This window comes from Bacillus sp. RC240 (assembly GCF_044907945.1).
In the GTDB taxonomy this organism is placed as follows: domain Bacteria; phylum Bacillota; class Bacilli; order Bacillales; family Bacillaceae_G; genus Bacillus_A; species Bacillus_A mycoides.
Window position 1 is genome coordinate 62,686 of the sequence record NZ_JBIYCT010000013.1, and the last position, 26,600, is coordinate 89,285.

24 protein-coding genes are annotated in these 26,600 nt (G+C 36.1%); 7 read left to right on the forward strand and 17 right to left on the reverse strand.

Going from position 1 to position 26,600, the window contains the following annotated elements:
• Window positions 1-176: 176 nt before the first annotated feature.
• Window positions 177-1,049 (forward strand): AraC family transcriptional regulator, encoded by an 873-nt coding sequence (locus tag ABH955_RS26355; protein WP_002191023.1) that lies wholly within the window; start codon window positions 177-179, stop codon window positions 1,047-1,049.
• A 65-nt stretch (window positions 1,050-1,114) separates the two neighbouring features.
• Here the strand turns inward: ABH955_RS26355 and ABH955_RS26360 are convergent, their stop codons facing one another.
• The 5 genes from ABH955_RS26360 to ABH955_RS26380 all read right to left on the reverse strand — a co-directional run bounded on the left by ABH955_RS26360 (window position 1,115) and on the right by ABH955_RS26380 (window position 5,130).
• On the reverse strand, window positions 1,115-2,689 hold the full coding sequence (locus tag ABH955_RS26360; protein WP_404491844.1) for a permease: 1,575 nt from the start codon (window positions 2,687-2,689) through the stop codon (window positions 1,115-1,117).
• On the reverse strand, window positions 2,679-3,395 hold the full coding sequence (locus ABH955_RS26365) for an ABC transporter ATP-binding protein (protein WP_002167491.1): 717 nt from the start codon (window positions 3,393-3,395) through the stop codon (window positions 2,679-2,681). The genes ABH955_RS26360 and ABH955_RS26365 overlap by 11 nt, the downstream gene beginning before the upstream one ends.
• A 164-nt stretch (window positions 3,396-3,559) precedes the next feature.
• Window positions 3,560-4,198 carry an SdpI family protein gene (locus tag ABH955_RS26370; RefSeq protein ID WP_404457729.1) on the reverse strand — a complete coding sequence of 213 codons (639 nt, stop codon included), beginning with the start codon at window positions 4,196-4,198 and terminating at the stop codon, window positions 3,560-3,562.
• 24 nt (window positions 4,199-4,222) lie between these two features.
• The gene (locus ABH955_RS26375; RefSeq protein WP_078180952.1) at window positions 4,223-4,861 is read right to left on the reverse strand and encodes an SdpI family protein; all 639 of its coding nucleotides are present in this window, start codon (window positions 4,859-4,861) and stop codon (window positions 4,223-4,225) included.
• Window positions 4,858-5,130: an autorepressor SdpR family transcription factor gene (locus ABH955_RS26380; protein WP_002067754.1), complete on the reverse strand. Its 273-nt coding sequence runs from the start codon at window positions 5,128-5,130 to the stop codon at window positions 4,858-4,860. Before ABH955_RS26380 ends, ABH955_RS26375 begins: the two co-directional genes overlap by 4 nt.
• Before the next feature lie 209 nt (window positions 5,131-5,339).
• On the opposite strand from ABH955_RS26380, the gene ABH955_RS26385 reads away from it, so the two are divergent.
• The 6 genes from ABH955_RS26385 (at window position 5,340) to ABH955_RS26410 (ending at window position 13,911) form a co-directional block, all read left to right on the forward strand.
• On the forward strand, window positions 5,340-6,035 hold the full coding sequence (locus ABH955_RS26385) for a response regulator transcription factor (protein ID WP_000276730.1): 696 nt from the start codon (window positions 5,340-5,342) through the stop codon (window positions 6,033-6,035).
• Between the two features lie 2 nt (window positions 6,036-6,037).
• Window positions 6,038-7,060, forward strand: coding sequence for a sensor histidine kinase (locus tag ABH955_RS26390; RefSeq protein WP_002167488.1), 1,023 nt, complete (start codon window positions 6,038-6,040; stop codon window positions 7,058-7,060).
• A gap of 94 nt (window positions 7,061-7,154) precedes the next feature.
• Entirely contained in the window at window positions 7,155-9,125 is a 1,971-nt protein-coding gene (locus ABH955_RS26395) for an FtsX-like permease family protein (protein WP_404457733.1), read from the forward strand.
• Window positions 9,126-9,204: 79 nt separating this feature from the next.
• Window positions 9,205-11,163, forward strand: a complete 1,959-nt coding sequence (locus ABH955_RS26400) for an FtsX-like permease family protein (RefSeq protein ID WP_016127570.1) — start codon at window positions 9,205-9,207, stop codon at window positions 11,161-11,163.
• A gap of 19 nt (window positions 11,164-11,182) precedes the next feature.
• Entirely contained in the window at window positions 11,183-11,935 is a 753-nt protein-coding gene (locus ABH955_RS26405) for an ABC transporter ATP-binding protein (RefSeq protein WP_000393251.1), read from the forward strand.
• Entirely contained in the window at window positions 11,932-13,911 is a 1,980-nt protein-coding gene (locus ABH955_RS26410; RefSeq protein ID WP_404491845.1) for an FtsX-like permease family protein, read from the forward strand. The genes ABH955_RS26405 and ABH955_RS26410 overlap by 4 nt, the downstream gene beginning before the upstream one ends.
• 54 nt (window positions 13,912-13,965) lie before the next feature.
• Here ABH955_RS26410 and ABH955_RS26415 read toward each other — a convergent pair whose 3' ends face one another.
• The 12 genes from ABH955_RS26415 to ABH955_RS26470 all read right to left on the reverse strand — a co-directional run bounded on the left by ABH955_RS26415 (window position 13,966) and on the right by ABH955_RS26470 (window position 26,186).
• Entirely contained in the window at window positions 13,966-14,181 is a 216-nt protein-coding gene (locus ABH955_RS26415; protein ID WP_404491847.1) for a YjcZ family sporulation protein, read from the reverse strand.
• Window positions 14,182-14,347: 166 nt separating this feature from the next.
• The gene (gene gntP, locus ABH955_RS26420; protein WP_078178324.1) at window positions 14,348-15,673 is read right to left on the reverse strand and encodes a gluconate permease GntP; all 1,326 of its coding nucleotides are present in this window, start codon (window positions 15,671-15,673) and stop codon (window positions 14,348-14,350) included.
• A 65-nt stretch (window positions 15,674-15,738) separates the two neighbouring features.
• Window positions 15,739-16,464: a GntR family transcriptional regulator gene (locus ABH955_RS26425; RefSeq protein WP_002015828.1), complete on the reverse strand. Its 726-nt coding sequence runs from the start codon at window positions 16,462-16,464 to the stop codon at window positions 15,739-15,741.
• Entirely contained in the window at window positions 16,464-17,480 is a 1,017-nt protein-coding gene (locus ABH955_RS26430) for a sugar kinase (RefSeq protein ID WP_404448431.1), read from the reverse strand. The genes ABH955_RS26425 and ABH955_RS26430 overlap by 1 nt, the downstream gene beginning before the upstream one ends.
• The gene (gene dagF / locus ABH955_RS26435) at window positions 17,473-18,228 is read right to left on the reverse strand and encodes a 2-dehydro-3-deoxy-phosphogluconate aldolase (RefSeq protein ID WP_002191030.1); all 756 of its coding nucleotides are present in this window, start codon (window positions 18,226-18,228) and stop codon (window positions 17,473-17,475) included. Before dagF ends, ABH955_RS26430 begins: the two co-directional genes overlap by 8 nt.
• A gap of 1 nt (window position 18,229) precedes the next feature.
• The gene (locus tag ABH955_RS26440) at window positions 18,230-19,333 is read right to left on the reverse strand and encodes a DgaE family pyridoxal phosphate-dependent ammonia lyase (protein ID WP_404491848.1); all 1,104 of its coding nucleotides are present in this window, start codon (window positions 19,331-19,333) and stop codon (window positions 18,230-18,232) included.
• Complete coding sequence (locus ABH955_RS26445; protein WP_016120965.1) at window positions 19,311-20,411, reverse strand: amidohydrolase/deacetylase family metallohydrolase; 1,101 nt, start codon at window positions 20,409-20,411, stop codon at window positions 19,311-19,313. Before ABH955_RS26445 ends, ABH955_RS26440 begins: the two co-directional genes overlap by 23 nt.
• Before the next feature lie 276 nt (window positions 20,412-20,687).
• Complete coding sequence (locus ABH955_RS26450; RefSeq protein WP_002167478.1) at window positions 20,688-21,548, reverse strand: D-Ala-D-Ala carboxypeptidase VanY; 861 nt, start codon at window positions 21,546-21,548, stop codon at window positions 20,688-20,690.
• Window positions 21,549-21,630: 82 nt separating this feature from the next.
• Entirely contained in the window at window positions 21,631-22,737 is a 1,107-nt protein-coding gene (locus ABH955_RS26455; RefSeq protein ID WP_404457742.1) for a HAMP domain-containing sensor histidine kinase, read from the reverse strand.
• Window positions 22,730-23,428 (reverse strand): response regulator transcription factor, encoded by a 699-nt coding sequence (locus ABH955_RS26460; protein WP_404457745.1) that lies wholly within the window; start codon window positions 23,426-23,428, stop codon window positions 22,730-22,732. The genes ABH955_RS26455 and ABH955_RS26460 overlap by 8 nt, the downstream gene beginning before the upstream one ends.
• Window positions 23,429-23,633: 205 nt before the next feature.
• Entirely contained in the window at window positions 23,634-24,740 is a 1,107-nt protein-coding gene (gene menC / locus ABH955_RS26465) for an o-succinylbenzoate synthase (RefSeq protein ID WP_404491849.1), read from the reverse strand.
• Entirely contained in the window at window positions 24,741-26,186 is a 1,446-nt protein-coding gene (locus ABH955_RS26470) for an o-succinylbenzoate--CoA ligase (RefSeq protein WP_404491850.1), read from the reverse strand.
• Window positions 26,187-26,600 lie beyond the last annotated feature (414 nt).

The window sequence follows — 26,600 nt, forward strand, 5'->3', positions numbered from 1 at the left end:
ACCTAATGTACTAAAGTACTTTGTTACTATAACATTGGGATATCATGCCATCCATTCATTCTCCTTACATGAACATTACATTTTTGTAAGGTAAAAAACTACCTACAAAGTTGTGCACGAAATGTCGGATGGAGCTATTTCATTCCTGATATTCTATATACAAAGGAGGTCATATAATGGATTCACTTAAAAATATGAATGCGGCAATGCAGTATATTGAAGACAACCTTACACACGAAATTGATTTTAAAGAAGTCGCAAAAATAGCTTTCTGCTCCGAATATCATTTCAAAAGAATGTTTTCTTTTCTAGCTGGCATATCACTATCAGAATATATTCGCTGTAGACGTCTTACCCTTGCTGCCTTTGAACTAACAGATAGCAATGCAAAAGTCATTGATGTTGCTATAAAATATGGATACAACTCACCAGATTCATTTACACGTGCATTTCAAAATTTGCACGGAATAACGCCTTCAGAAGCTCGAAGTACTAGTCGTTCTTTGAAAGCTTATTCACCAATGACCTTCCAACTATCCATTCAAGGGGGAAATGAAATGAACTATCGAATTGAAGAAAAAGGGCCATTTCAAATCATTGGTATACAAAAACGAGTACCGATTGTTTTTAACGGTGTAAACGAAGAAATTGCTTCTATGTGGAAAAGTTTAGACAGCCAATCAATCGAAACATTAAAGTCCCTTTCAAATATTGAACCTACCGGAATTATTAGTGCTTCTACGAATTTTTCTGAAGGAAGAATGGAGGAAAAAGGCGAACTCGATCACTATATTGGAGTAGCCACAACGAAAGATTGTCCAAAGCAATTCAAACAACTTGAAGTCGCAGCTTCAACATGGGCTATATTTGAAGCTGTCGGTCCATTTCCTGATGCATTACAAAATGTGTGGGGACGTATTTATTCCGAATGGTTCCCTTCTTCGAATTATGAACTAGCGGAAGGACCCGAAATATTATGGAATGAAAGTAAAGACGTATCCTCACCAAATTTCAGAAGCGAGATATGGGTACCTGTTTTGAAAAAGTAATATAAGGATCTAAACTGTTTCAAAATAAAGAAGCTGCTCTTCCTCTTTAAAGGAAAAGCAGCTTTTTATTTTATACTTCTTCTCGACTCGTTCTTATACAAGAAAATAGTAATAATCGCAAGCACTATAATAACTACCAAAGTAAATACTCTATAGTTCGAGATCGTAGCAGTACCGATTAACAAGGCAGGTATAACAGCCGTAATTAAGCCACCAAACATACCGACAAACGATCCTACACTTTGTTTTACTATTTGAGTTTCTGATACCCAATCATAATAACCAAATCGATTATTAATAAAAATCCCCCATACTGCCGAAAAGAATGAATATGTTATCGGTGTTATTACGATTAAAAGAGAACTCCAAACATCTAGTTTTAACCCTATTATTAGTAATACGGCACTAATAAGTGATGCAGGTATACTTAATGAAAGATTCATAAGAATTTTACTGTCATAAATCATCTTTGGCGCTATAGGCAACGACTTAATAATCCATACATTTTTTCCTTCTAATGACAATGATACACATGTTGTACACGTCATCGAAATCGCTGCTGCAATAGCAAATGGCGCAACCTTTTGCAACAGGGCCTCAATTCCAGGATACGCTATTAATTGACTTGGTCCTACTACAACTATAGCTAGTGCGAAAGCTAGCGCCATCACAACTCCCATTCCGCTATTTACCACATACACTGTAGAAGAAAAGAAACGCTTCAGTTCTTTTTTATACAATGCGGCCAATACACTTTCTTTTCTCATGCTATGAATTTCATAATTTGAAAGCATATGATAAGTGGTAATCTCTGTATTTATTTGCTTATATTTTAACGAAAGGATTTTTACAAAAAGATAATACCAAATAACCGATATCCCAACGAATAGGATGAAAGCTACAATATCAGCATTAACAATTGCTTTTTGAAACATGTTAGCTAATGGATACACTTTAGTTAGTTGCTCTGAAATAATTGCACCTATTCCGTTCATATCATTAAGACTATATTGAGCATTTCCGCTTTTTAGCATAAAGAAACCGAATGTAATAATTACTATAAAACTTAAAGTCGTAGTTATTTTATTCGTATTTTTAAATTTAGAAGCGATTGCCGTAATAGCAGCTCCAAAAATCGCTGCTATTGTTGTTGGAATTAAAGATGCTATAAACATACTGATGAACCACATAAAGTAAAAAGAAACTGATGGCCTCTCATGTATGCCATAAACAACTCCCATTGGTAGCATGATTATGATTGAAAAGATCGTATTCAGCAAATATAAATACAAAAACCTACTTGTAATAACCGTACTTACACGAATCGGTAATGACATTAAAAGATCGTAATCCTTAAAAGCAAAAATCTCTCCATTTGCCTTAAATATAGTGAAAAACAACGTCAATACACTGCTAATAACTAGTGCATAAACTGGGATAATTTCACTTATTCCTAGTCTCACCAATCCATATGCCGAGGCCCCACAATATAGCATTAACATGACACCAACTAAGGCAATAGATGCTGACAGTAAAATCTTATTCTGCTTCTTCTTTTTATCTTTTTCGTATTTAAAAGTATTTAAACCAAGCTGCGTTATCAAGCGGATTTTTAAAAGACCTAGACTACTAATATTCATTAGCAAGCTCCTTCATAAAGAGCTCTTCCAATGATCCTTCCTTTATTAAAGAATTCACTTCCCCTGAAAGTGCTAATTTCCCTCTATTAATCATCGCTATTTTATTACATAACTTCTCCGCCACATCTAAAACATGCGTAGAAAAGAAAATCGCACTTCCCTTTTCACAAAGCTCCTTCATAATACCTTTCAACACTACAGCAGCCTTTGGATCAAGACCAACGAAAGGTTCATCTAAAACTAATAATTTCGGTTTATGCAAAACCGCTGATATAATCGCCACTTTTTGTTTCATACCATGTGAATAAGAAGATATTAAATCACCTAGGTACGGTGTAATCTCAAAAGCATCTCCATACTTTTGTATCTCCTTTTCCCGATCTTTTGCAGACACTTTAAACACATCCGCAACAAAGTTTAAATATTGAATTCCTGTTAATTGCTCATATAAATCTGGATTATCGGGAATATACGCCACTACTCTCTTACATGCAATCGGATCCTTTTTCACTGAATATCCATCAACAAAAATTTCACCCTCTTCAAAATCTATAACTCCAACTAACGACTTAATTGTTGTACTTTTCCCCGCACCGTTATGCCCAATAAATCCAAAGATATCTCCTGCTTGAACAGTAATATTTAACTGATCTACTGCTTTTTTGCCACCTTTGTATGTCTTGCTAAAATTTATAATTTCTAACATGTGATTTCCCCCAAACTATCCCTTGGATTAAAAACGAAATATTCAGACTGAAAAGCCTTTAATTTTACTCAGTAAGTTTTTTATCCTCACTGAGTATTAGAACCTGTTAACACATAAAAACTATAAATATTAAATTTGATTAGTGTAGTTCAATCGCTTATTGCTCACAATTGCATTTCTTTTTTATAAATAACATATGACTTTATCGTTGATATGAAGATGCATACTAATATTATTCCAATTGCCATAAAAATATTGAATGGATCTGGAAGTAACGCACCAGCATATATACAGAGTGCCCCTATTACAAATACCTTCGAAGCAAATCGATGTGTTTTTCTCCAAACCACAGGATTTTCTAATGTCCAGTCCATTCGAATGCCTACTAAACCGTTCGGCTTCGTTTGTTGCATGTAATTACCGAGTACAAGAAACAGTGTTCCAAGTCCGAAATTAAATGCAATTGAAGCTGAAGCAATATAATTAGACGCTGCTAATAACGCAAATATGTTACAGCCGAATCCTATAAAAAGAATGGCATAGTTAATTGCAGTGAGGACTTTAGCTTTCTGTTTATACTTGCCTTTCGTTATATCAACATACCCAATAGCTAGCCACATCATATAAAGAACCAACATACTACCTATCGAAAAAGAACTTGCCTCCACTTTAGAAAAATATCCATCTACTATTCCTGCAGCATTATAATGACGTGGAATTTGTTCCGGTAAATATGGCCATACAATATACCATCCAATTGCAATTGCAATAATTAAACTCCATGGTAATACGTGTCTTTTCATCCTCTCTCCCCCATAATTTTTTTATTAAGCCCCTATCTCTTTCTTATAAACAACATAGGAATAAACCATTGTACCAACAACCAATACAACAACAACACTTAACAAGCAAATCATTTTCCACATTCCTGGAAGGAACGAGGAAAATATAATTACAATACCGCCAATCATCATAATCTTTGACCCCAGCCTATGCGTTTTTCTCCACACTTCTTCACTACTTAGCGTCCACGGTGTTTTAATACCTATGAAGAAATTTGGTTTACATTGCTGCATATAATTGCCGAGTACTACAAAAAGGATACCGACCATTATGTTCACAACGATTCCAATTGGAACGTTATATCCTAAACCATTTGCTAGTGTCATCATATTAATAGTAAATAAGAAAAATAAAATTGCTCCATTTATCCTTCCAAGTGCTTTAGGAAATTTTTTATAGTTATCGTACTTCGGATCGATCTTAGGTAATACAGTCACTAATGCATATATAAAAACCATAATTGCTACATCAAAAATCAGCATTCCCATTTTTGACATATGTCCATCTACCTCACCATTAATATTCCAATGACTTGGAACTTCTCCCGGTAAATAAGGCCACGCGATGCACCATGCAATAATCGTTAAAGCAATTAATAATAATGGAAATAGATGCTTCCTCATTTCCCCTCTTCCCCCTTATTCGTAAACGTAAACACCCAAGTCAATAAATCCTGAAATACAGTTGTGTTCAAAGAATACACAACGAATTGCCCTTTCTTTTCATCTTGAATAAGTTCAGCATTTTTAAGCGCACTTAAATGATGTGAAATACTTGGCTTTGTCATATTGAACTGTTCAGCAATTTCCCCAGCTGTTAAATCGCCTTCTTTTAATAAATCTAAAATTTTTCGCCTTGTTGGGTCTGCTAATGCTTTGAATGCTTGATTCAATGTCTTTCTTCCTTTCACTAATTAGACATTTAGATATTTATCTAAATGTTAAAATGATTTCAGTCAATTGTCAATTATATATAAGGCCCTTTTTACTTTTTCCACTTTTGACCTATATTGTTTACTAGCTTATATTTCAACATAATGAAAAGACGTGAAACACATGGTACACTATAGCTACAATTGTTTTTTTGAGGAGGAATATACATATGTATAAAATTTTAATCGTTGAAGACGATCCAAATATTTCATCATTATTACAATCTCACATTCAAAAATATGGCTATGATGCTGTTGTTGCGGAGAACTTCGATGATATTATGGAATCGTTTAACGCCGTGAAACCACATCTTGTTTTACTTGATGTAAACTTACCAAAATTCGATGGCTTCTACTGGTGCCGTCAAATCCGTCATGAATCTACTTGTCCAATTATTTTCATTTCGGCACGTGCTGGTGAAATGGAACAAATTATGGCGATTGAAAGCGGTGCGGACGATTATATTACGAAGCCGTTCCACTATGACGTTGTAATGGCGAAAATCAAAGGTCAATTACGCCGTATTTACGGTGATTATGCACCAAATATTTCTGAACGTATCGTTGAGGTTGAAGGACTAAAACTATTCCCTGAGCGTCCAGAAATTCATTTTGGAGCTGAGCAAGTTCTTTTAACGAAGAAAGAAGCAATTTTAGCAGAAATGCTATTATCTAAATTCCCGCGTACAGCGAGTCGTGAAGATTTACTAGCCGCTCTTTGGGACGACGAAAGCTTCGTTGAGGAAAATACATTAAACGTAAACATCACGCGTCTTCGTAAAAAGTTCAATGAGCTTGGTATTGAAAATGCTATTGAAACAGTACGTGGACTTGGGTATCGTTTTAACGCAACTTGGAGTGAATAAACATGAAGCTATTTTTACGTGATCATTTTGCATTTTTCCTACTATATGTATTAAACTTCGGAATCATTTTCGTTCTTTATGATGCAGTAGACGGATTTCAAAATAATAAGTTTTACTTCATCGTTTTAAGCTTATACTTATTCATCTGTTTCCTCGCTTATCGTTACGTTCGTAACCGTAGAATGTACCACAGATTAAGTGAACCACCAGAGAAAATGGAAGATGCGTTTATTGAAAGAGCGACTGCTCCTATGCCCCACAGTGTAAACGAGCTCGTTCGTACGCAATATCGCCTATTCCAAAAAGACCTACAAACATTCGAAGTAAAACAGCAAGAACACCAATTATTTATTAACCATTGGGTACATCAAATGAAAACGCCTGTTTCTGTTATGCAGCTTATGGTGCTTGAAATGGAAGATGAGCATTTAATCCCTAAATTCAAAAAAGAGCTAGAGCGATTAAATCAAGGGCTCGATATGGCTTTATACATGGCAAGATTAAATAACTTCCATGAGGACTTCCATGTTGAGACGATTTCATTAAAAGATGCTGTAACAAAAAATATTAACGGATTAAAAGAACTATTCATTCGAAACGGAGTCTTCCCCGTTTTAGAAGTTCATTCAGATTTAAAAGTTGCTTCTGATGCGAAATGGCTAAAGTTCATTATTTATCAGTTAATGACAAATGCAGTTCGCTACTCTGGTGAGCGCGGAAAGAAAGTTTTCTTATCAGCTTATCGCAATGGTAAAGATATTATTTTGGAAGTTCGTGACGAAGGCGTTGGTATTCCACAAGAAGATATTCGAAGAGTATTTGAACCTTTTTACACTGGAAAAAACGGTCGTGCATTTGGAGAATCTACTGGTATGGGACTTTATATTGTAAGTAAAATTTGTGATTATTTAGGTCACTCTGTGAAACTAGACTCTGAAGTTGGTAAAGGAACGACGATTAAAATCATCTTCCACAACGCTGCAAATAATCAAGCAGAAAATACGGAGAAGGTGACCGAAGCATGATCGTAACATATGCTAGCAAAATGTATGAGATCTCACTCTCATACATTTTTTGCAATAAAACTACATATCAGCCTTCTATCGGGAGGTACTTATTATGACATTTTGGCAATTCGCATTCAAAAATGTAACGCGCAACTCAAGAGCTTATTTTGCTTACTTTATAAGCAGTTCCTTTTCCATTGCTGTTTTCTTTTCATTCGCTGTTTATTTGTTTCATCCAAAATTACAAAATTCCACTATGATCTCTGAAATTTCAGGATTAATGATTTTTTCAGAAGTTGTTATTGTTTTGTTCTCGTTCTTTTTTTTACTCTATTCAATCGGATCGTTTTTAAAGGTTCGTAAAAAGCAATTTGGGATTTTAACTGTTTTAGGTATATCAAAAAAGCAATTACATCGACTCGTTTTCACTGAAAATATGCTAATTGGTATTTTATCTATCTTTTTCGGTATGCAGTTTGGATTTGTATTTTCACAATTTTTCTTATTAGTGACAGCGAAAATTACACACCTACCAGGGATATATTTATATATACCTACGAATGCTTTCATTTTAACAACGATTGTGTTTCTTGGTCTCTTTATCGCTGTATCTGCATTCACACCAATGCTTATTCGAACAAAAAAAGCAGTGCACCTTTTAAAAACAAACAATGTAAAACAAAAAGAAAGAAAACCATCCATATCCATTTCTCTATTTGGTGCTATCTGTTTATTAGGTGGTTATATTTTAGCTGTAAACCCTAAATATTTTTTCTCAATAAACCCGCAAGTAGGCGTTATATATATGGTTTCAAGTATTTTTGTGATTCCAGCACTTGTTACAATTGGGACATATTTTTTCTTTTCTCAAATTAGTTTCTTACTTATTTATATTTTAAAGAAAAGAAGAAATTTTTATATGAAACGTATTAATATGCTTTGGATTTCGGATTTAGCAAGTCGTATTCGCACGAATATCAATATGCTTTTTATTGTAGCGATGCTATCTACAATAGCCTTCACAATGATTACATTTCTATATGGATTTGGAAAGTTTACAAAGCTAGATGTTACGAGTAGTTCACCTTTTCCATTTTCTTATTTTTCATATGACGCAAATCCTTTTGCTAACAAGCATTTAACTTGGCTTGAACAGCAGTTACAAAAAGAAAATTTCTCTTATAAAAAGATAGAAGCTGATTTATATGAAACACCACTGAAAGAAGATGAAGGTATAACGGCTTACAATGACGTCTATGCAATGAAACAAAGTGACTATAATAAACTTGCAGCTTCCCTACGAATGAAACAACTATTCATGAGCGATAACGAAGCATATGTCTTAAGCGATAGCGCTTATTTCACCTTATTTAGCCAATTTGAGCCAAGCTTCAATAGAAAATCCATTACACTTTCTAGCACAAATACGATATTACAAGTAAAGGGCTATGAACAAGCAGGGGCCATTCCATCTAACTTTTCATATCAAACTTTAATTTTACCTGATGTTGTTGTAAACAACTTACCAAGTACAACAAAGCATATATCAGCGTACAATTATAACGTACAAAATTGGGAAAAGACGTATAAAATTGCTAATGATTTTATGAAAAAAATACAAAAAGATCGACAGGAATTCCAATACGAAGGCCCCCTTATCCGCCCCTATGAATCAGCAGACTCATTATATAGAATCACATCAGGAAGTGCTGCATACTTCCTAATCGGGACATTCTTAGGTGTCATTTTCTTTATTGGAGCAGGTAGCGTTCTTTACTTCAGAATGTATACAGATTTAACAAACGAACAAGAAAAATATGTAGCAATTTCAAAAATTGGTGTAACAAATGCAGAGATGAAACGATCTGCAACCATTCAACTTAGCATTTTATTTTTCGTTCCATATGTTATGGCATCCATTCATACAATGTTCGCAACAAAAATGCTTCAAGATGTAATTGATTTATCACTATTCAAAGAAATTTCAGCCGTTCTTATTATTTTTGGCATAGTTGAAATCGTCTTTTTCTTATTCATTCGTTCCTTTTACATGCAAAAGTTATCAGAGTATACGAATGGTTAAGTTTTATGAATATATTAGTACAGGAAAAGGGTATCTCTTATATCCTTTTCTTCTTCACTCTATTAGGAGGTTTAGGTGAATGACATTTTGGCAGTTTGCCTTTAAAAACGTAACAAGGAACGCCAGAGCTTATTTCGCCTATTTTGTAAGCAGTGCGTTTTCCATTGCAATTTTCTTCTCGTTTGCAGTTTATTTATTTCATCCTAAATTGCATATGACAGGCGTGAATGCTGCTCTGAACATATTAATGACAATCTCAGAAGTTGTCATTGTATTCTTTTCATTTTTCTTTTTACTATATTCAATCGGTACTTTCTTAAAAGTACGAAAAAAACAGTTCGGGATTTTAACAGTACTTGGCATATCTCCAAAGCAGTTAAAGAGGCTTGTATTTCTAGAAAACATGTTAATTGGTGGCCTATCCATATTTTTCGGCATTCAATTTGGCCTTGTCTTTTCACAGTTCTTTTTATTAGTTACCGCCAAAATTACGCATGTGCCTGGTTTATATTTATATTGGTGGCCTACAGGTGCTATCATTTTAACTATAATTATCTTTCTTGGACTCTTCATTCTCGTATCATCTTTTACACCGATGCTAATCCGTACGAGAAAAGCTGTACGTCTTTTAAAAGAAGGAACAAAACAAAAAGAAAGAAAAGCATCTGTACTCATCTCTCTCTTTGGTGCGATATGTTTAATATCTGGATATGTTTTAGCAGCAAACCCGCTATATTTTATTTCACTAGGAGATATCGCTGGGCTTTTGTACGCTGCCTCCTGTATATTTGTCATCCCATCACTTGCTGCAGCTGGGACATATTTTTTCTTCTCACAAATTAGCTTCTTACTCATTCGCATATTAAAGACGAGAAGAAAATTTTATATGAAACGTATTAATATGCTTTGGATTTCTGATTTAGCAACCCGTATTCGGACGAATATTAACATGCTCTTTATTGTGACGATGTTATCGACACTCGCTTTCACAATGATTACATTCTTATATGGGTTTGGGAAATTCACAAAGTTTGATGAAATAAGGCAAAACCCTTTCCCGTTTACTTATTTATCACATACTGAAAATACGTTAGCTGATGAACATTTAAATTGGTTAGAACAAAAATTTAACGAAGAGCATTTTACTTATAAGAAATTTAAAACGGATATATATGAAGTATCTTCGGCGGAAGAAAGCCCGCAGCTCTATTATGCAATTAAACAAAGTGACTATAATATACTGGCTAAGGCGTTAAATTGGGAAACTCTCACAGTGAATAAAGACGAGTCTTATATATTAATTAAAGATTTAGATGCTCAAGTCATTGGAACGCTTCATAATAAGGAAAAGAAAAACACTCTTACACTTACTCAAAACTCTTTACCATTGCAGGTTAAAGACTATACAAGTTATAGCCCGTTCCCAATTGGTTTAGTACCTCAATTAATCGTACTATCTGATGAAAATGTAGAAGCATTATCATCTATTTCGAAACAAATGAGTGTATATAGCTTCAAAGTTATGGATTGGGAAAAAGCATATAATATTGGTTCAGCATTTATAACAAAAATCGCTAACGACAATGCGGCGATTCAAGCAGAACATCCACCGTTCCACGCAAGTGAAGCAAGTGACTCTTTATACAACAAGAAACTAAATGTTGCTTCCTTTTTCTTAATCGGAACTTTCCTTGGCGTTATTTTCTTTATTGGTGCTGGCAGTGTTCTTTACTTCCGAATGTATACAGATTTAACAAATGAGCAAGAAAAGTATATAACGATTACAAAAATTGGTTTAACAGAAACTGAGATGAAGCAATCTGCTACAATCCAACTTGCTATTTTATTCTTCGTCCCTTACATTATGGCATCCATCCATACGATGTTTGCGACAAAGATGCTACAAGATGTATTAAATCTCTCGTTCTTCGCTGAAATTACAGTCGTGCTTATGATTTTTGGAACGGTTGAAATTCTCTTTTTCCTTTTAATTCGTTCCTTTTATATGCAAAAGTTATCACAACATATTAAGTTTTAAAAATAGAAAGGTGATTATTATGGAAGAGGTATTACACATAAAAAACGTCTCAAAAGTGTATGAAGGAAAAGTCCCTCATACTGCTTTAAAAAATATAAATTTACACGTAGATAAAGGTGAATTCGTTGCGATTATGGGACCATCCGGAAGTGGGAAATCCACATTTTTAAACGTTATTTCGACTATCGATTCACCTACTTCTGGTGATGTCGTGATTAATGGAAAAAAACCGCACACATTTCGTAGAGAGAAACTAGCTATTTTCCGCCGCCAAGAGTTAGGGTTTGTTTTCCAAAACTTTAACCTATTAGATACACTAACAATCGGTGAAAATATCGTACTGCCTTTAACTTTAGATAATGTTCCTTTAAAAGAAATGGACGAAAAGCTCGATAACATTTCAAAGAAACTTGGAATTGATCATATTTTGGACAAGCGTATTTTTGAAGTTTCTGGAGGACAAGCACAGCGTACCGCGGTAGCACGCGCTGTTATTCATCATCCGTCACTTCTACTTGCGGATGAACCGACAGGAAACTTAGATTCTAAAGCAGCAATTGATGTAATGGAGCTATTTACGAAATTAAATAAAGAAGAGGATGCCACAATTTTAATGGTTACTCATGATCCGTTTGCAGCAAGTTATTGTAACCGCGTTATTTTCATTAAAGATGGTGGGCTTTACAATGAATTACACCGCGGACTATATCGCGAGAAATTTTATCAAGAAATATTAGATGTTTTAGCATTATTAGGAGGAAGGCGTGGATGACGTTTTGGCAATTTGCATTTAAAAATGTCTCGCGTAATTCTAAAGCATATTTTGCTTATTTTGTAAGTAGTGCTTTTTCTATTATGGTTTTCTTTTCATTTACTGTATACGCGTATCATCCACGCTTACAAAATGTACAAAGCTTTCAAGAACGGGATCCTCTAATGAACTTAGCGAGTACAGCACAGCTTGTGATTGTTATGTTCTCGTTCTTCTTTCTCTTATATTCAATTGGAACATTTTTAAATGTACGGAAGCAGCAATTCGGGATACTCACGATTATCGGTATCTCACAGAAACAATTAAAAAGACTGTTATTTACTGAAAACATGATAATCGGGATATTGTCCATCTTTATCGGTATACAAGGTGGCCTAGTGTTCTCTAATTTTTTCTTATTAGTCACTTCAAAATTAACAAGTGCGAAAGGTCTCTATTTATATTGGCCAACAGAAGCGATTATCGTGACAACCGTAACGTTTATCATTTTATTTTTAATCGTTTCTACATTTACACCTATGTTTATTCGGACTCGTAAAACAGTCCATCTTATTAAAGGGAACAAGAAAGTGACAGCCGAAAAAAGGCCGTCTATACTCATTTCGATATTTGCTTTAACTTGTTTAGGGTTATGTTATTATATTGCTGGTTATCCACAAGGCTACGTAACCGAAAAAAATGTGCAAAACGGATCTGTCTTCTTTATTATATTATCTATTTTGCCACTCGTAGTAGTCGGAACATATTTTTTCTTTTCACAAACATTTCTTCTTTTTATCTATATTTTAAAGAAACGTAGAAAGTTTTATTTGAAACAAATAAACATGTTATGGATTTCAGACTTAGTTGCTCGTACCCGTAGTAATATTAATGTACTCTTTATCGTTTCTATGCTATCTGCGCTTGCATTTACGATTATTATCGGACTATTTGCTGCGAATAATAATACAAAAGCGTCGATACTAGAGCGATATCCTATTCCCTTCACATACAAATTAGAAGGGGATCATTCCCTTGAACGAAAGCACGTTAATACTATTGAATCCGAACTTTCCAATGCTCATTTTCAATATAAAAAATATAAATTTACGCTTTTAAAAGATAATGCTTCAAAAGAAGAGATTGCAATTATGAAAATGAGTGATTATAACGAAATTGCTAAGCAGTTAAAGAGACCTACAATCACCCTTGATTCAAAAGAAGTTTACATTATTTCTGGCTATTCACCAGAGCTATTAAACCTTGTATCAAATCCATTTGTAAAACAAAATACAATTACGCTTGAATCCAATAAAAAGGAGTTTTATATAAAGGGATTTATTAACAAAGGAATAGCACCACCATTTGCATTAGCAAATTTAGTTATTATGCAAGATTATGCAATCGATACTATGATTCCTCATATTGAAACCATTACAGTTTATAACTACTTCGTGGATAATTGGGAAAATGCAATTATTCCAACGAAAAATATATTAAAAAGTATTAGTAATGACACCGAAAAATATTATGAGGCACATAAAGATGATAAGCATGCATCTCCCGTCCCTTTTAATATTTATACAGCTACTGATGAGTTACTCCATAATAAAGAAAATGCAGTTGCTCAATTCTTTATTTGGGCATTTCTTGGCTTTATCTTCTTTATCGGAGCGGCTAGCGTTTTATACTTCCGTATGTATAACGACTTAACGAATGAAAAACAAAAGTACATTACGATTACAAAACTGGGCTTAACTGAATCAGAAATGTTTCGCTCCGCAACGATTCAATTAGGAATTTTATTTTTCGTTCCTTACATCGTTGCTGGTGTTCACACGTTATTTGCGGTTAAGTTTTTACAAAGCATGTTTTCTTTCTCGTTACTAAAAGAGTTACTGATTGTACTCACCTTTTTCGGGATTATCGAGATTATTTTCTTTTTCTTAATCCGCTCTCTGTACATTAATAAATTATCACAGCATATAAAAATATGAATAAAATGGCCTTGTGCATATTGCACAAGGCCATTTTCAATAGTTTTTAAATAATTAGCAGCAATATCCACCATAGCCGCCGCCATAACCGCCACCATAACCGCCACCATAACCGCCTCCGCCTCCGCCGAAGCAGCTAGCACCGATAATGATTAATAAAATAAACAATACGATTAGAAGCGCAAAACCGCCTCCGCAGCCACGTCTGCGATCGAAATCATCACATCTGCGGTCGCAATCATCATGTCTGTGTTCACACTTTTCGCCCATTATTCTATTCCTCCTTTAGTATCATTCATAACAAGTTCTTCTTGTTCTAAATGAGGGGATTCCATTTATATTATGTTTTCAGGGCGAATCGGAAGCTTGGCTTTCCTAAAAACGGGCTTGTTTCGTGAAAAGAGCTGCAAAAAAAAGATACCTGTTAAGGTATCTTCTAAAGAAACATATTTAATAAAAGAGCAAAGCCAAATGCAATAAATGATAATAATGTCTCAAGTACAGTCCACGTTTTAAACGTTTCCTTCACTGTTAATCCTAAATACTCTTTTACAAGCCAAAATCCTGCATCATTTACATGAGAAAACATTAATGATCCTGCCCCTGTTGCAATAACGAGTAATTCTAAATTTACACCAGACATGTGCTGAATAACCGGTGAAACAATTCCAGCTGCTGTCGTTAATGCTACAGTAGCTGAACCTGTTGCAATTCGTATTAATCCCGCTACCATGAACGCTAAGACGATTGGTGATAATGAAATATGTTCTGCCATTTGAGCGATGGCTGTTCCAACGCCGCTTTCAATTAATATTTGTTTAAATCCACCGCCTGCACCAATTATTAAAATAATGGAACCGACAGGTAGTAAACTTTCATCTGTTAATTTTTTAATCATCTTTTTATTAATTCCTTGTTTTATGCCAAGCAAATAAAACGCTGCGAAACATGAAATAAGCAAAGCGATTACCGGACTTCCTATAAATACAAAAAATTCCGTCATTTTTTTCGGTAATGAACTATATGGTGCGACTACTGATAAAATCATTAAAACTACTGGCAGTAAAATAATAAAAAATGAAACTTTACGACTCGGTAAATCAGTTGATACTGTCGTAACTCGAACAAGCTCCGGTTCATTTTCAGGTATAACCCTCTTATGTACCCACTTTGCAAATATCGGTCCTGCGATAATGGATGTTGGTAACGCGATAATTAATGAATACAATAATACCTTCCCTAAATTCGCATTATAAATACCAATTGCTGTCATCGCACCTGGATGCGGAGGCACTAGCCCGTGTACAATCGATAATCCGGCAATAACAGGTAACGCAATTAACAATATATTTTGTTTCGTTGTTTTTCGAATTGAAATAACAAGTGGTAATAAAATGACGATTCCCACTTCAAAAAACACTGGAATACCTATAACAAATCCGGCGAATAACATTGCCCAAGGTAATTTTTTCACCCCGAAGAATCGAATGAAGAAATCCGCTACTTGCATGCCAGCCCCTGAATCGGACATCATTTTCCCTAAAATTGTTCCGAGAGCCAAAATACCAACTAAATGCCCTAGTACACTACCAACACCAGTTTCATAGGCAGTAACAATTTTGGTCAAGTTCAATCCAGACATAATAGCTAAAAATAGACTAGCAACTGTTAAACTAATAAACGCATGCCATTTCCACCATGATACCCCTAAAATAACAATTGCGATCGCAATTAACGTGACGATTAATAAGTATATATCCATATCCCATTCCCCTTCGATATGAAATTTTTTTACAAAAAAAGAGGGAATTGGTCCCTCTTCACTTTTTACACATCATAATTTACAACGTAATGCTGCATTTCCGTATTGTAGTAGCCTTCACTATATTCAATTACTTCGCCAACTTCATCGTAAGAATAGCGCATACGTTTTAATAACGCTGTTCCCTCTTTTTCTCCTAACGCTTCTGCAACGAAATTAGGCGCAAATCCAACAGCGAATTCATCTCTGAAGTTTTCTAAATGTATACCACGGTCCTCGACTAGATCATAAAGCGATTGTAAGTCAAAGTCCGCTAAGTCTGTACTTGCCATTTGTGCTGAGAAATAGTGCGTATAATGAATGTACGGAGTATCATTTAAAGCATATAGACGCTCAATACGAAAACTCTCTTTACCAAACAAACGAAATGGTACTGTTCCTTCTTCATTATGAACCACTTCTGCCTTTAGCAATTTCTTTTGTACTTTATAGCCTTCTTCCACTAACACTTCTGTAAATTTCTTTCCCTTTGAAAGCTTTGTCGCAGAAGTATTTCGAATGACTTTCGTTCCTTTACCACTTTTCTTTTCTAAATATCCTTCTTGAACGAGTTCTTTAATTGCGTTTCGCACTGTAATTTTACTCACTTTGAACTCTTCTTCTAATTGTGGTTCAGAAGGAATATTTGTATGAATGGCATAAACACCATGTAATATTCGATCACGAATAATATTTTTAATTTGTAAATATAATGGACCTCTTTTTCTCGTTACGTTCACCGTTACACCCACTACCTTTCTACATCACCTACTGATGCCGTCATTGCCCGAAGTATATCTTTCTCTGATGACATTGGCGTATCACCGACGATTGTATGTGCAAGCATTCCAGCTGCTGACGCAAATGAAACAGCTTTCTCTGGTGCAAACTCTTCTATCTCGCCATGAATAATTCCGCTCGTATAAGCATCTCCAGCACCTATTCTATCATATACAGAAAACGTAAGTGTTTTGGCAAAAGTGAACGTCCCATCTTTACATATGAATCCGCGAAGTGAGTGTGTATTATCGCTATTAATAGAACGATGTGTCCCAGAAATTGTAGCGATATTATATATTTCAGCGACTTTTGGAATAAGATCAACAAGCTGTGCTTCTCGCTCCGTCTCTTCCGTTTTCATTCCAAGAACGAACATTGCATCTTTTTCGTTCATCATTACAATATCAGCTAGCCCTAACATTTCTTCATAATGCGGTTTCGCCTGTTTATATCCATCTTCTCCCCAAAGCGATGGACGATAATTGCAATCAAAGACAACAGTGCCTCCATTTTCTTTAACTGCCTTCGCCAAAGATTTCATATGATGGCGCACAGTATCATTCATCGCAAGGGTAATCCCGCAAAAATGAACGATATCAATTTCTTTTGCGATTTCTTCAAATTGGTACATCTCTTCACATGCCGTATTGAAACTACTTTCTAATCGGTTCGAATATGTAACGCGGCTTGCGCGTGCTCCAAATCCATTTTCTAAAAAGTACATACCAACATATTTACCGCCTCTTGAAATAAACGGTGCTTGAATGCCTAGTTTTTGAATGTGCGATACCGCCGCATCTCCAACCGAATTTTCCGGTAAAGTTGAAATAAGAAGCCCTTCATGCCCTAGATGAGAAAGTGCTGCTGCAACGTTCACACCTGTACCTGAAAATGAGTAATTTAATGAGTTTGCTTGCGATAGCAATTCATACCCTGGCACTTGCAGGCGCATCATAACTTCACCGAATGCTGCAATTTTCTTACGCATATTGATCAACTAACTTCTTCACGACCGCTAGTAATTCACGAACATCTTCTGTTTTCGTATTGCCAGTTTCTTTATCAATAATAGAAGAGTACACATGCGGGATAACTTGCTCTACGTTTGCTTCTAATGCAATACGTACAATTGTTTCAAAGTTTTCTTTATCAATTCCGCCCGTTGGCTCTAATGCAAATCCTTCTTCCGCACATGCTTTCGCAACAGCGCGATATTCTTCTTCATGCGCTAAACCTTTCATTGGGAAGTATTTCAATGAATTCCCGCCCATATCACGTACAAGTGCGATCGCTGTTTTAATTGGAACGATTGCTTTTTCTTCTCCAGCTGCACTAATTGGACCAGTAGAAATATTTACGTACCCTACTTTTCCTGTTGGTGATACTAAACTATTAATCCAGCTATCTTTTCCGCCAAGATTTGCACGTGTTGCTCCAACTGAAGGGAACACTTGGTTAATATGGCTACCTGGATAATGCTTCGCAATTTCAGCTACAACTGCTGCTTGGCGATTATCTCCTGCTCCTAGTCCGATTGATACAGCGTCATCAATTTCTTTTCCGTATGCTTTCATCGCAGTTACTGCTTCTTCTACTGTTGGATAATCTTTTGATAACACTCCAACGACTACATAACCTTCTGCTGCCTCAAAGATATCTTTCGCATTTCGGGTATTGTTCGCTAATACATTTAATGCTACGCGGCCTTTATAAAAACGTTTTTGAATGTTTGTCATTTTAGTTTCCCCCTACAATTTCTCTCATTTTTTCTTCAATTACATGTATGTCATCACCTTGAAGTGGGCGTGGATCAATATCAAAGAATCCTTGTCTTACTCCGTAATCACGTGTGTAAATTGCGATTTCCCCTTCGCGTAATGCTGTTACAACGTCTTTTGCTGATTTATTTAACTCGTTCTCGTTAATATGAATACGTGCTCTAAAGATTGCTCTTCCTGCCTCATCTTGAACGATCGTTACATTTACACCATTTAATTCTTTTAGCGGCATAAGTACTTGTAATAACTCTTTTTCTTGTTCACTCTTATCTTCTTTTACTCCGTACTCATCAAGCGCTTGAAGTAAACCGAAAGTTGTTTCTTTCCCAACTTTCATACTTCTACCACTGCAATGTAATTGCACTTTCAGCCACTCGATATATTTTCGTTTCCCGCCGACAATACCAGAAGTAGGTCCTTCAATTGCCTTTGAACCGCTATAAATGGCTAGGTCTGAATACTTCACATATTTTTGAATATCTTCTTCTGCTGCTGCATCAACGATAAGTGGTACATTATTTCGCTGCCCTACTTCCCACGCTTCTTCAACAGAAATCATATTTTTTTGCACTGCATGATGTGATTTCACATAAAGAATAGCTGCTGTATTTTCGCCAATTGCATCTTCAATATGCTCCGCTTTCCCTTCATTTGCGTAACCTACTTCAACGAGCTTACCGCCGCCTAAATAAATCATCGTTTCAACAGGAGCACCGTATTGAACGTTATGACCTTTTAACATAATCACTTCGTTTTTCGCGATTACTTCTTGATGAAGTCTTTCACTTTTACGGCGATTTCCTTCTGTAACGATACCAGCGATAGAAAGCGCAATTCCGCTTGATGCTGAATTTACAACAACTGCTGCCTCTGAATCTAGAATTCTCGCAATATGGTCTCCCGCTTTATCTACTAAATCAGCAATTTCTACATAATTTTGTCCACCATGTTTCATCGCATCCATAACTGTATCTGTAGGAGCGGATACACCTAAAATACTCATTCTACCGCTCGCATTAATAACTCTTTTTAATCCGTACTTAGCATTCAATGAATGACCCATTGATTACAACCCCTTTCGTATCAATTCTTATTTCAGCAATGCGCTGATCCCCTTCTGAATCAATTAACGTAATCGGTTCATCTTTCACCGTAAATAAAGTTAAGTTTGCAATATCGCCTTCTTGAATACGACCAAGCTCTGGTTTTTTCAGCCACTCTGCCGCATTTTTCGTAACTGCATCAATTACTTCTTCTAGCGGATAACCTAGGTAAAGGAATTTCGAAAGAACGTTAGCCATACTGTAAACTGGACCGTGTATACGATTCTTCCGGTAAATATCTGTACTAATTGTATTAAGGGCAATGCCGTAACGCTTCGCTGCCTCTGCTACTTTAAAAGAAAAACTAGCATTACCATGCCCAACATCTAAATGAACACCGCGTTTCACTGCATCTAATAAAACAGATATCGGTTTTCCTTCTTCATCAAATAAATTATTTTCTTTCCCGTTTAAGTAATGTGTAATGACATCATCTTTTTCTAAAAGAGGTACAACTTCCTCTATACGCGGAGGAGCTGAACCGATATGTACCATAATCGGTAATGATGTTTCACGAGATAAAGAACGCGCTACGTGCAGCGGTTCAATTCCGCTATCACAAACGACACTTTTACTCATTCTCGCCTTTAATCCAACGATTACATCTTTATACTTTTCTACTGCATCTATTACTTTCTCTTTATCTATCCATTCCATATTGGATAATTCATCAATTCGTTTCAAACCGATGCGAGAAATATTTAAAAAGGCAAATAAATTCGTTTTTGCCTGCTCTCTACTTTGTACTAAATCTGCAATACGATCAGCTCCGCAGCTACCCGCATCAACAATTGTCGTTACCCCTTGCTTAACGCCAATTTCATCTACCTCATCGCCATACGGATCAAACTCTGGAAAAGCATGAACGTGCAAATCAATCCATCCACTCGATACGTAAGTACCTGAGTAATCAAGAACCTTTCCACCCTCGCCAGCACCAGCTTTCGTCACCTGTGCGATTTTATTATTTTCAACTACAATGTCAATCTCTTCCCCGTTCACACGCTTCACATTACGTAGCACGAATCGTTCTGTCATTGTATTTCCACCCTTTTCTATAAGAAGCCATAAGAATACGCTTACATTAAAGTTTCATTTTATATCTCTTTCACATATTTAGAGTATCACGAAAAAAAAGAAAAGTAAATATAACGTTATAATGTTTAATGGTAAATAAAAAAACAATCCACAAAATGTTGAGAGTACAGGAAATTATATCAATGATTCGACAAGGAATATCGATTTACCGACAAAAAACGGCAATCCATTTCTTATATGCCAAAAGACTGACCCAAAACGGACCAGCCTTTTTCTCTATTCTTGAACAGTCACAATAACCCCGTCCATATTGTTCCCCGAAATTTCATACTGCTTATTCACCGGAACATTCACGTTCATACGATCTGAAACTTTATAATAAGAAACCGTATATTTCTTACCTTCAACCTCAGTTGAAACTTCTTTTTCCTCTTTTAAGAAGTCCAAATATTCCTCTAACGTAATCTTCTTTTTTTGCATAATTGCGCTATGTGGTAAGCCGACATAACGTATGTGCCACGGCTCATATTGAATGCCCGTAATGTTACTTTTATTTTTCGGATAACGTAAAACAAATCCGTGCTTCCATACGTTCTCTTCAATCCATTTTCCTTCAGGAGCTTTCTCCATTTTCTTTTGAGTAGACCCAACGTCGAGTGATAAACCTAAATTATGTTCACTATATCCTGCTGGAAGTGCATAATCAGATCCCATTTCTTTATATAATTTACTTTGTTCTTGAAAATCTCGGTAACCGCTACTCATTAAGAAATGCTGTACTCCATCTTTCCCAGCTGCATCGACAACGTTCAAAAACTTTTTTACAACACCCTTTGATAAGCGAAGATTTCTATCAAATATTACATAGCCTCTTACTAATTCACTATTGTGATTTACATTTATAATATCGGACCTAACACTATCTTTTTTAACCGGGTAATCTTTATTAACTAATAATAGATCACCTTTATAAATTTGTTCCTCTGTAACCTCTATCTTTTCAGTGTTCGCGGCTTTTACTTTATTATCTTTTTCTGCAATTTTAACATCGATCTCCTTTTGAAATACTGGTAATATATAAAAGCCTACACATGCTGTACATACTATAAAAAGAGAAATAAATACCCACTTTTTCATTTCTAGTTCCTCCTTAACGTAACTTACGTATAGAATAGAAAAAACTATTAAAATAAAAAGTGGGGTAAAGTTTAAATTTTTATTAAATTGCTTTGCTCTCTTCTTTTGGTAATCTCACTTCAAATATCGTTCTAATTACGTTACTTTCAGCAGAGATTGTCCCATCATGCTGCTCGACAATATTTTTCGCAATAAATAACCCAAGGCCTGTACCACCTTGCTGCTCTGATCTTGCCTTATCACCTGTATAAAACATATCAAAAAGATACGGTAAATCTTCTTCTGGGATACTATCTCCGTAATTTATAATTTGTACTACTATCTCTTCACTCTCAATATATCCGTTCACATCAACAAACTTTCCATCGTATCCATAGCGAATCGCATTCGTTAAAAGATTTTCAAATACTCGAGCTAACAATTTCCCGTCACCGTTAATAGGTAAATACGAATCCATATTCACTCTCGCTTCTAAACCTTTTTTTTCTAATAACGGATATAATTCTTCATCTAACTGTATAAGTAATTCACTTATATCAATTGATCTTTTTTCAATTTGCAACATGCCATAATTCATTCTCGTTATTTCAAATAATTCATCAATTAAGCTTTCAAGCCTTTCGGATTTCGTAAAAGCAATTGTGGAAAAATGTTTAATTTGTTCCTTCGTCAAATTCTCATCTTTAAGAATTAAATCTAAATACCCTAAAACAGATGTTAGCGGCGTTCTTAAATCATGAGCTAAGTTAACAATTAACTGATCTTTACTACTTTCCGCAAAATCTCCTCGTTCCACTGCTTCTTTTAGTTTTTCACTCGCTACATTAATTTCGCCCGCGATATATCCAAACTCATCATTTGATGAAACGCGAACTTGATTTGTAAAATCACCGTTCGCCAAATGATGAATCCCGTTCGAAATCTCATCAAAATATTTTAAGTATGGTCTAGTAAGGAAGAAGAAAAACATAATGGATAGAGGGATGAAGATAATTAAAAAGAAATTAATATCCCCAATTTGTCTTACCATTGAACGAAATTGGGCTAATGGATCCTCATAACGAACTACTAGCTTATAATAAATCCGTAATCCTTCATAAAGTAAATACGTTATGCCAGCAGCAAATATCATACTTAGCGCAAATAGCATAACCATCTTTGAGCGAAAGCTTCTCATCTTTTTAGCCATTGAAAGTATAACCTACTCCCCACACCGTTTTTATTAACTTATTCTTTCTTTTATCTTCTCCAAGTTTTTTTCGCAAAGTACGAATATGTACCATAACTGTATTTCCACTTTCGTAATACCCTTCAGCCCATACTTGCTGAAAAATATTTTCCACACTGTACACTTTCTTCGGGTGACTCGCTAATAAATATAAAATGTCAAACTCTTTAGGTGTTAATTCAATTGGCTCTCCGTACACATTTATTGTTCTTCGCTCAGGATCAATAGCGACTCCGCCTATTTCTAAAGCAGATTTATTCTCCGCTACTTTCGGCTGATTTAACGTAAGAAATCTACGCAGTTGTGCATTTACACGTGCAACTAATTCAATCGGTGTGAAAGGCTTTGTCATATAATCATCCGCGCCTAATACAAGACCTGTCACCTTATCAAAATCAGATGTTTTCGCGCTTAAGAAAATGATTGGCATGTGGTGCTTGCCGCGAATCTGCCTCGTCACTTCATATCCATCCATTTTCGGCATCATAATATCTAAAACCACTAAGTCAATTGGCTGAGTTTGAATAATATGCATGGCTTCTTCTCCATCAGCTGCTTTAACGACGTGGTAACCCTCTTTTTCTAAATGTATCTCAATTAAATCAGCAATTTCCGCTTCATCATCAGCTATTAAAATTGAAATGCGCTTCATTTTAGTCCCCCTACTTTATTCTGTTTTCATACGCTCGATTGTAAACTAGTCTATCCAATTTGTACAATAAGAAAAGGCTACCCGTAAGAGTAACCTTGATAAATGAAATTATATCAGCGATTTTTTAAATATATCGACTTACCGACAATTAACGACAAAATCATCCCGCTATTTGCAGGTAGTCAGTACTAATAAAAACTCCCATTCATCTTTCAAACACAATCCGCTGCTTTGTTATTTCTTCCAACCTGCCTCGATCTACTTCATACTCAAGTTCAATACTTTGCGGTACCCTTACTTTTCCGCCTTCAAGCATCACTTCTGGTGAAATGATATCCTTCTCCCAATGTCTACTAGAAGCAGATATATCTCCAGGAATCGTAAAGTTTGGCAATGAAGCGAGTGCAACATTTTGAGCTCGTGAAATCCCCATTTCTACCATGCCACCGCACCAAACTGGTATGTTATGCTCCATACAATAATTATGGATTTGAACGGACTCTGTTAATCCGCCCACTCGCCCTGGTTTAATATTAACGACGCGGCAACTGCCAAGCGTAATCGCAACACGTGCGTCTTCTAAACTATGGATGCTTTCATCTAAACAAATCGGTGTTTCAATTTTCTTTTGCAACTGTGCATGATCAAGAAAATCGTAATCCGCTAACGGTTGTTCAATCATCATAAGTTGGAATTCATCTAGTCGTTTCAACTTCTCCGTATCCGCTAATGTATAAGCTGAATTTGCATCAGCCATTAACGGGATATTCGGAAACTCTTTACGAATTTCTTTCAGCAATTCGTAATCATGTTCTGGCTTTATTTTCACTTTAAAGCGCTCGTATCCTTCTTCCGCGTACTCCTCGATTTGTTTTAGCATAACTGGAATCGTATTGATCCCAATCACAACGCCGACTCCAATTTCAGACCTATTTCCGCCAAGCAATATCGCTAACGACTGCTTTTGACGCTTCGCATATAAATCCCAGACAGCACCTTCAATTCCGGCCTTTGCCATTCGGTTTCTCTTTATATGTTTGAACAAAGACGGTACTTCATTCGGATGAGAAATTTCAGCTTTCAATAAATCTGGTAATAAAAAATCCTGAAGTACATGCAGCGCTGTCTTCACCGTTTCTTCCGTATACCACGGTTCAGAAAATGCAACGACTTCACCAAAACCAATGTATCCATCTGTATCTTCTAATTCAATGACGATACTTTCACGCTTTTCATAAGTCCCGTAACTTGCCGCAAACGGGATAATGAGCGGCATTTCCGTTATATAAAGTGTCGCTTTTTTTATTTCCACCTACATCTCCTCCACTAATTGTCTTAACTCTCGTCTTAACAATTTCTTCGAAGCATTTCGTGGTAATTCCTCTAAGAAACATGCTTTCTTCGGCACTTTATATTTCGCTAATTTCTCTTCGCAAAAACGAAGAATTTCTTCTTCTGTTACCTCTCCACTTTTTACAACAAAAGCAGCTGGTACTTGTCCCCAACTTTCGTCAGCCATACCGACAACACCCGCTTCTGCTACCGCCGGATGAGAGAGCAATACTTCTTCAATTTGAGCTGGATATATGTTTTCTCCGCCAGAAATAATTAAATCACTGCGTCGATCTAATACGTATAAAAATCCTTCCTCATCTAAATAACCGAGGTCACCAGTATGAAGCCATCCATTTCTGATCGCCTCATGCGTCGCATCTTCACGGTTAAAGTAGCCACCTGTTACGTTCGGTCCTTTTACTACAATTTCTCCTTCAGCACGGGGCGGCACAACTACGCCGTCTTTTTCAATACGAAGCTGACACTGAAATAGTGGTTTTCCGGCTGATCCTACTTTCGTTAACATGTAATCTGCTGTTAACGTACAAATTTGCGATGATGTTTCTGTCATACCGTACGTTTGGTACACAGGAATTCCTTTTTCCACACATGTTTCTAATAACGGCTTCGGTGCTGGTCCTCCCCCAAGTAACATGCATCGTAAAGAAGATGGATATGTACCTTCGCCAAGTCGTTCTAATAAATCTGTTAGCATTTTAGAAACGACAGAAATAATCGTAACGCCTCTCGTTTGAAGTGCTTTATGAATAAAATTAGCATCATATTTTGGAACGAGTAAAATGCGCATACCGTACATAATATTTTTCATTAAAAGAGATAACCCGCCAACGTGGAACATTGGTATACAAGCTAACCAACAATCATCATCACGAAGCCCTAAATTAAGCGAAGAACCGACTGCACTTGCCCAGTGGTTACCGTACGTTAAAACAACGCCTTTCGGTTTCCCTGTCGTCCCTGACGTATAAATAATTGTCATCGCTTCTTCTAAAGAGAATTCTTCTTGTATAAATGCTTCCGCCTTCGGTCCTTGCATCACTTCAGCAAATGAACATACTGGAACATTTTCCGTCTCAAACTCTTGATCCGTCACTAAACAAACAACTTCCGCATCATCCATTTGCCAAAGTAGCTCTTCTCTTGAAAGACGCGTATTTAAAAGCACAGCTACTGCACCTATGTAAGATAGGGCGTGAATAACTGTAATCATCTCCATACCATTTTTCATCAGAACAGCCACCTTTTGCGCCCGCTTCACTCCTACATGCGTGAGGTATTCACAAACAGATACTACTTTTTCATGCAGCTGCACGAAAGTAACCTTCTCCTCTTCAATTTCAATTGCAGTGCGATCAGGTGTTAAAAATGCACGTTGCATTAACCAATTCGGCATCGTCTCCATCACTCATTCTCCTTTCATGAAAGAAAGAGACCTGATATGACATCAAGTCTCTTAGTTGTTTTGTTTCCGGTGTGATCTTTTGGTTGCGTCTCACATTGTGTGCGAGCTGCTTCCGCTTTTCATCACATCCAGCTGCGCCTCCTAGCCCCTTCCGTCTAAGAACCTTCCGCACGAGAAAGTAAAAAACACTTTCTGTGCGAAAGAACCTTAGCCTACGTGGCTAAACAGTCGGCTCCGCTTTTGAGACATCCAGCTACAGCGGCTAGAACAGTCGGTCGTTTCACGCCTTCCTACGAGGCAAAAAGCGCCTCTACGTCAGGAGTTCCAACGCCCTCTTGTTCTAAGCGAGCCGCTTTCGCTTTTGGTTTCATCCAGCTACAGCGGCTAGAATGTTCGGTGGCTTTACTTCTTCCT

Coding starts and splice junctions, on each gene's coding strand:
- ABH955_RS26450 (WP_002167478.1), bottom strand. CDS start 21,548: ATGAAAAAGTGGGTATTTATTTCTCTTTTTATAGTATGTACAGCATGT.
- ABH955_RS26440 (WP_404491848.1), bottom strand. CDS start 19,333: ATGGGTCATTCATTGAATGCTAAGTACGGATTAAAAAGAGTTATTAAT.
- ABH955_RS26390 (WP_002167488.1), top strand. CDS start 6,038: ATGAAGCTATTTTTACGTGATCATTTTGCATTTTTCCTACTATATGTA.
- ABH955_RS26385 (WP_000276730.1), top strand. CDS start 5,340: ATGTATAAAATTTTAATCGTTGAAGACGATCCAAATATTTCATCATTA.
- ABH955_RS26405 (WP_000393251.1), top strand. CDS start 11,183: ATGGAAGAGGTATTACACATAAAAAACGTCTCAAAAGTGTATGAAGGA.
- ABH955_RS26400 (WP_016127570.1), top strand. CDS start 9,205: ATGACATTTTGGCAGTTTGCCTTTAAAAACGTAACAAGGAACGCCAGA.
- dagF (WP_002191030.1), bottom strand. CDS start 18,228: ATGACAAACATTCAAAAACGTTTTTATAAAGGCCGCGTAGCATTAAAT.
- ABH955_RS26445 (WP_016120965.1), bottom strand. CDS start 20,411: ATGACAGAACGATTCGTGCTACGTAATGTGAAGCGTGTGAACGGGGAA.
- ABH955_RS26470 (WP_404491850.1), bottom strand. CDS start 26,186: ATGGAGACGATGCCGAATTGGTTAATGCAACGTGCATTTTTAACACCT.
- ABH955_RS26365 (WP_002167491.1), bottom strand. CDS start 3,395: ATGTTAGAAATTATAAATTTTAGCAAGACATACAAAGGTGGCAAAAAA.
- ABH955_RS26415 (WP_404491847.1), bottom strand. CDS start 14,181: ATGGGCGAAAAGTGTGAACACAGACATGATGATTGCGACCGCAGATGT.
- ABH955_RS26375 (WP_078180952.1), bottom strand. CDS start 4,861: ATGAGGAAGCATCTATTTCCATTATTATTAATTGCTTTAACGATTATT.
- ABH955_RS26360 (WP_404491844.1), bottom strand. CDS start 2,689: ATGAATATTAGTAGTCTAGGTCTTTTAAAAATCCGCTTGATAACGCAG.
- ABH955_RS26395 (WP_404457733.1), top strand. CDS start 7,155: ATGACATTTTGGCAATTCGCATTCAAAAATGTAACGCGCAACTCAAGA.
- ABH955_RS26355 (WP_002191023.1), top strand. CDS start 177: ATGGATTCACTTAAAAATATGAATGCGGCAATGCAGTATATTGAAGAC.
- ABH955_RS26460 (WP_404457745.1), bottom strand. CDS start 23,428: ATGAAGCGCATTTCAATTTTAATAGCTGATGATGAAGCGGAAATTGCT.
- ABH955_RS26430 (WP_404448431.1), bottom strand. CDS start 17,480: ATGCGTAAGAAAATTGCAGCATTCGGTGAAGTTATGATGCGCCTGCAA.
- ABH955_RS26410 (WP_404491845.1), top strand. CDS start 11,932: ATGACGTTTTGGCAATTTGCATTTAAAAATGTCTCGCGTAATTCTAAA.
- gntP (WP_078178324.1), bottom strand. CDS start 15,673: ATGGATATATACTTATTAATCGTCACGTTAATTGCGATCGCAATTGTT.
- ABH955_RS26455 (WP_404457742.1), bottom strand. CDS start 22,737: ATGGCTAAAAAGATGAGAAGCTTTCGCTCAAAGATGGTTATGCTATTT.
- ABH955_RS26370 (WP_404457729.1), bottom strand. CDS start 4,198: ATGAAAAGACACGTATTACCATGGAGTTTAATTATTGCAATTGCAATT.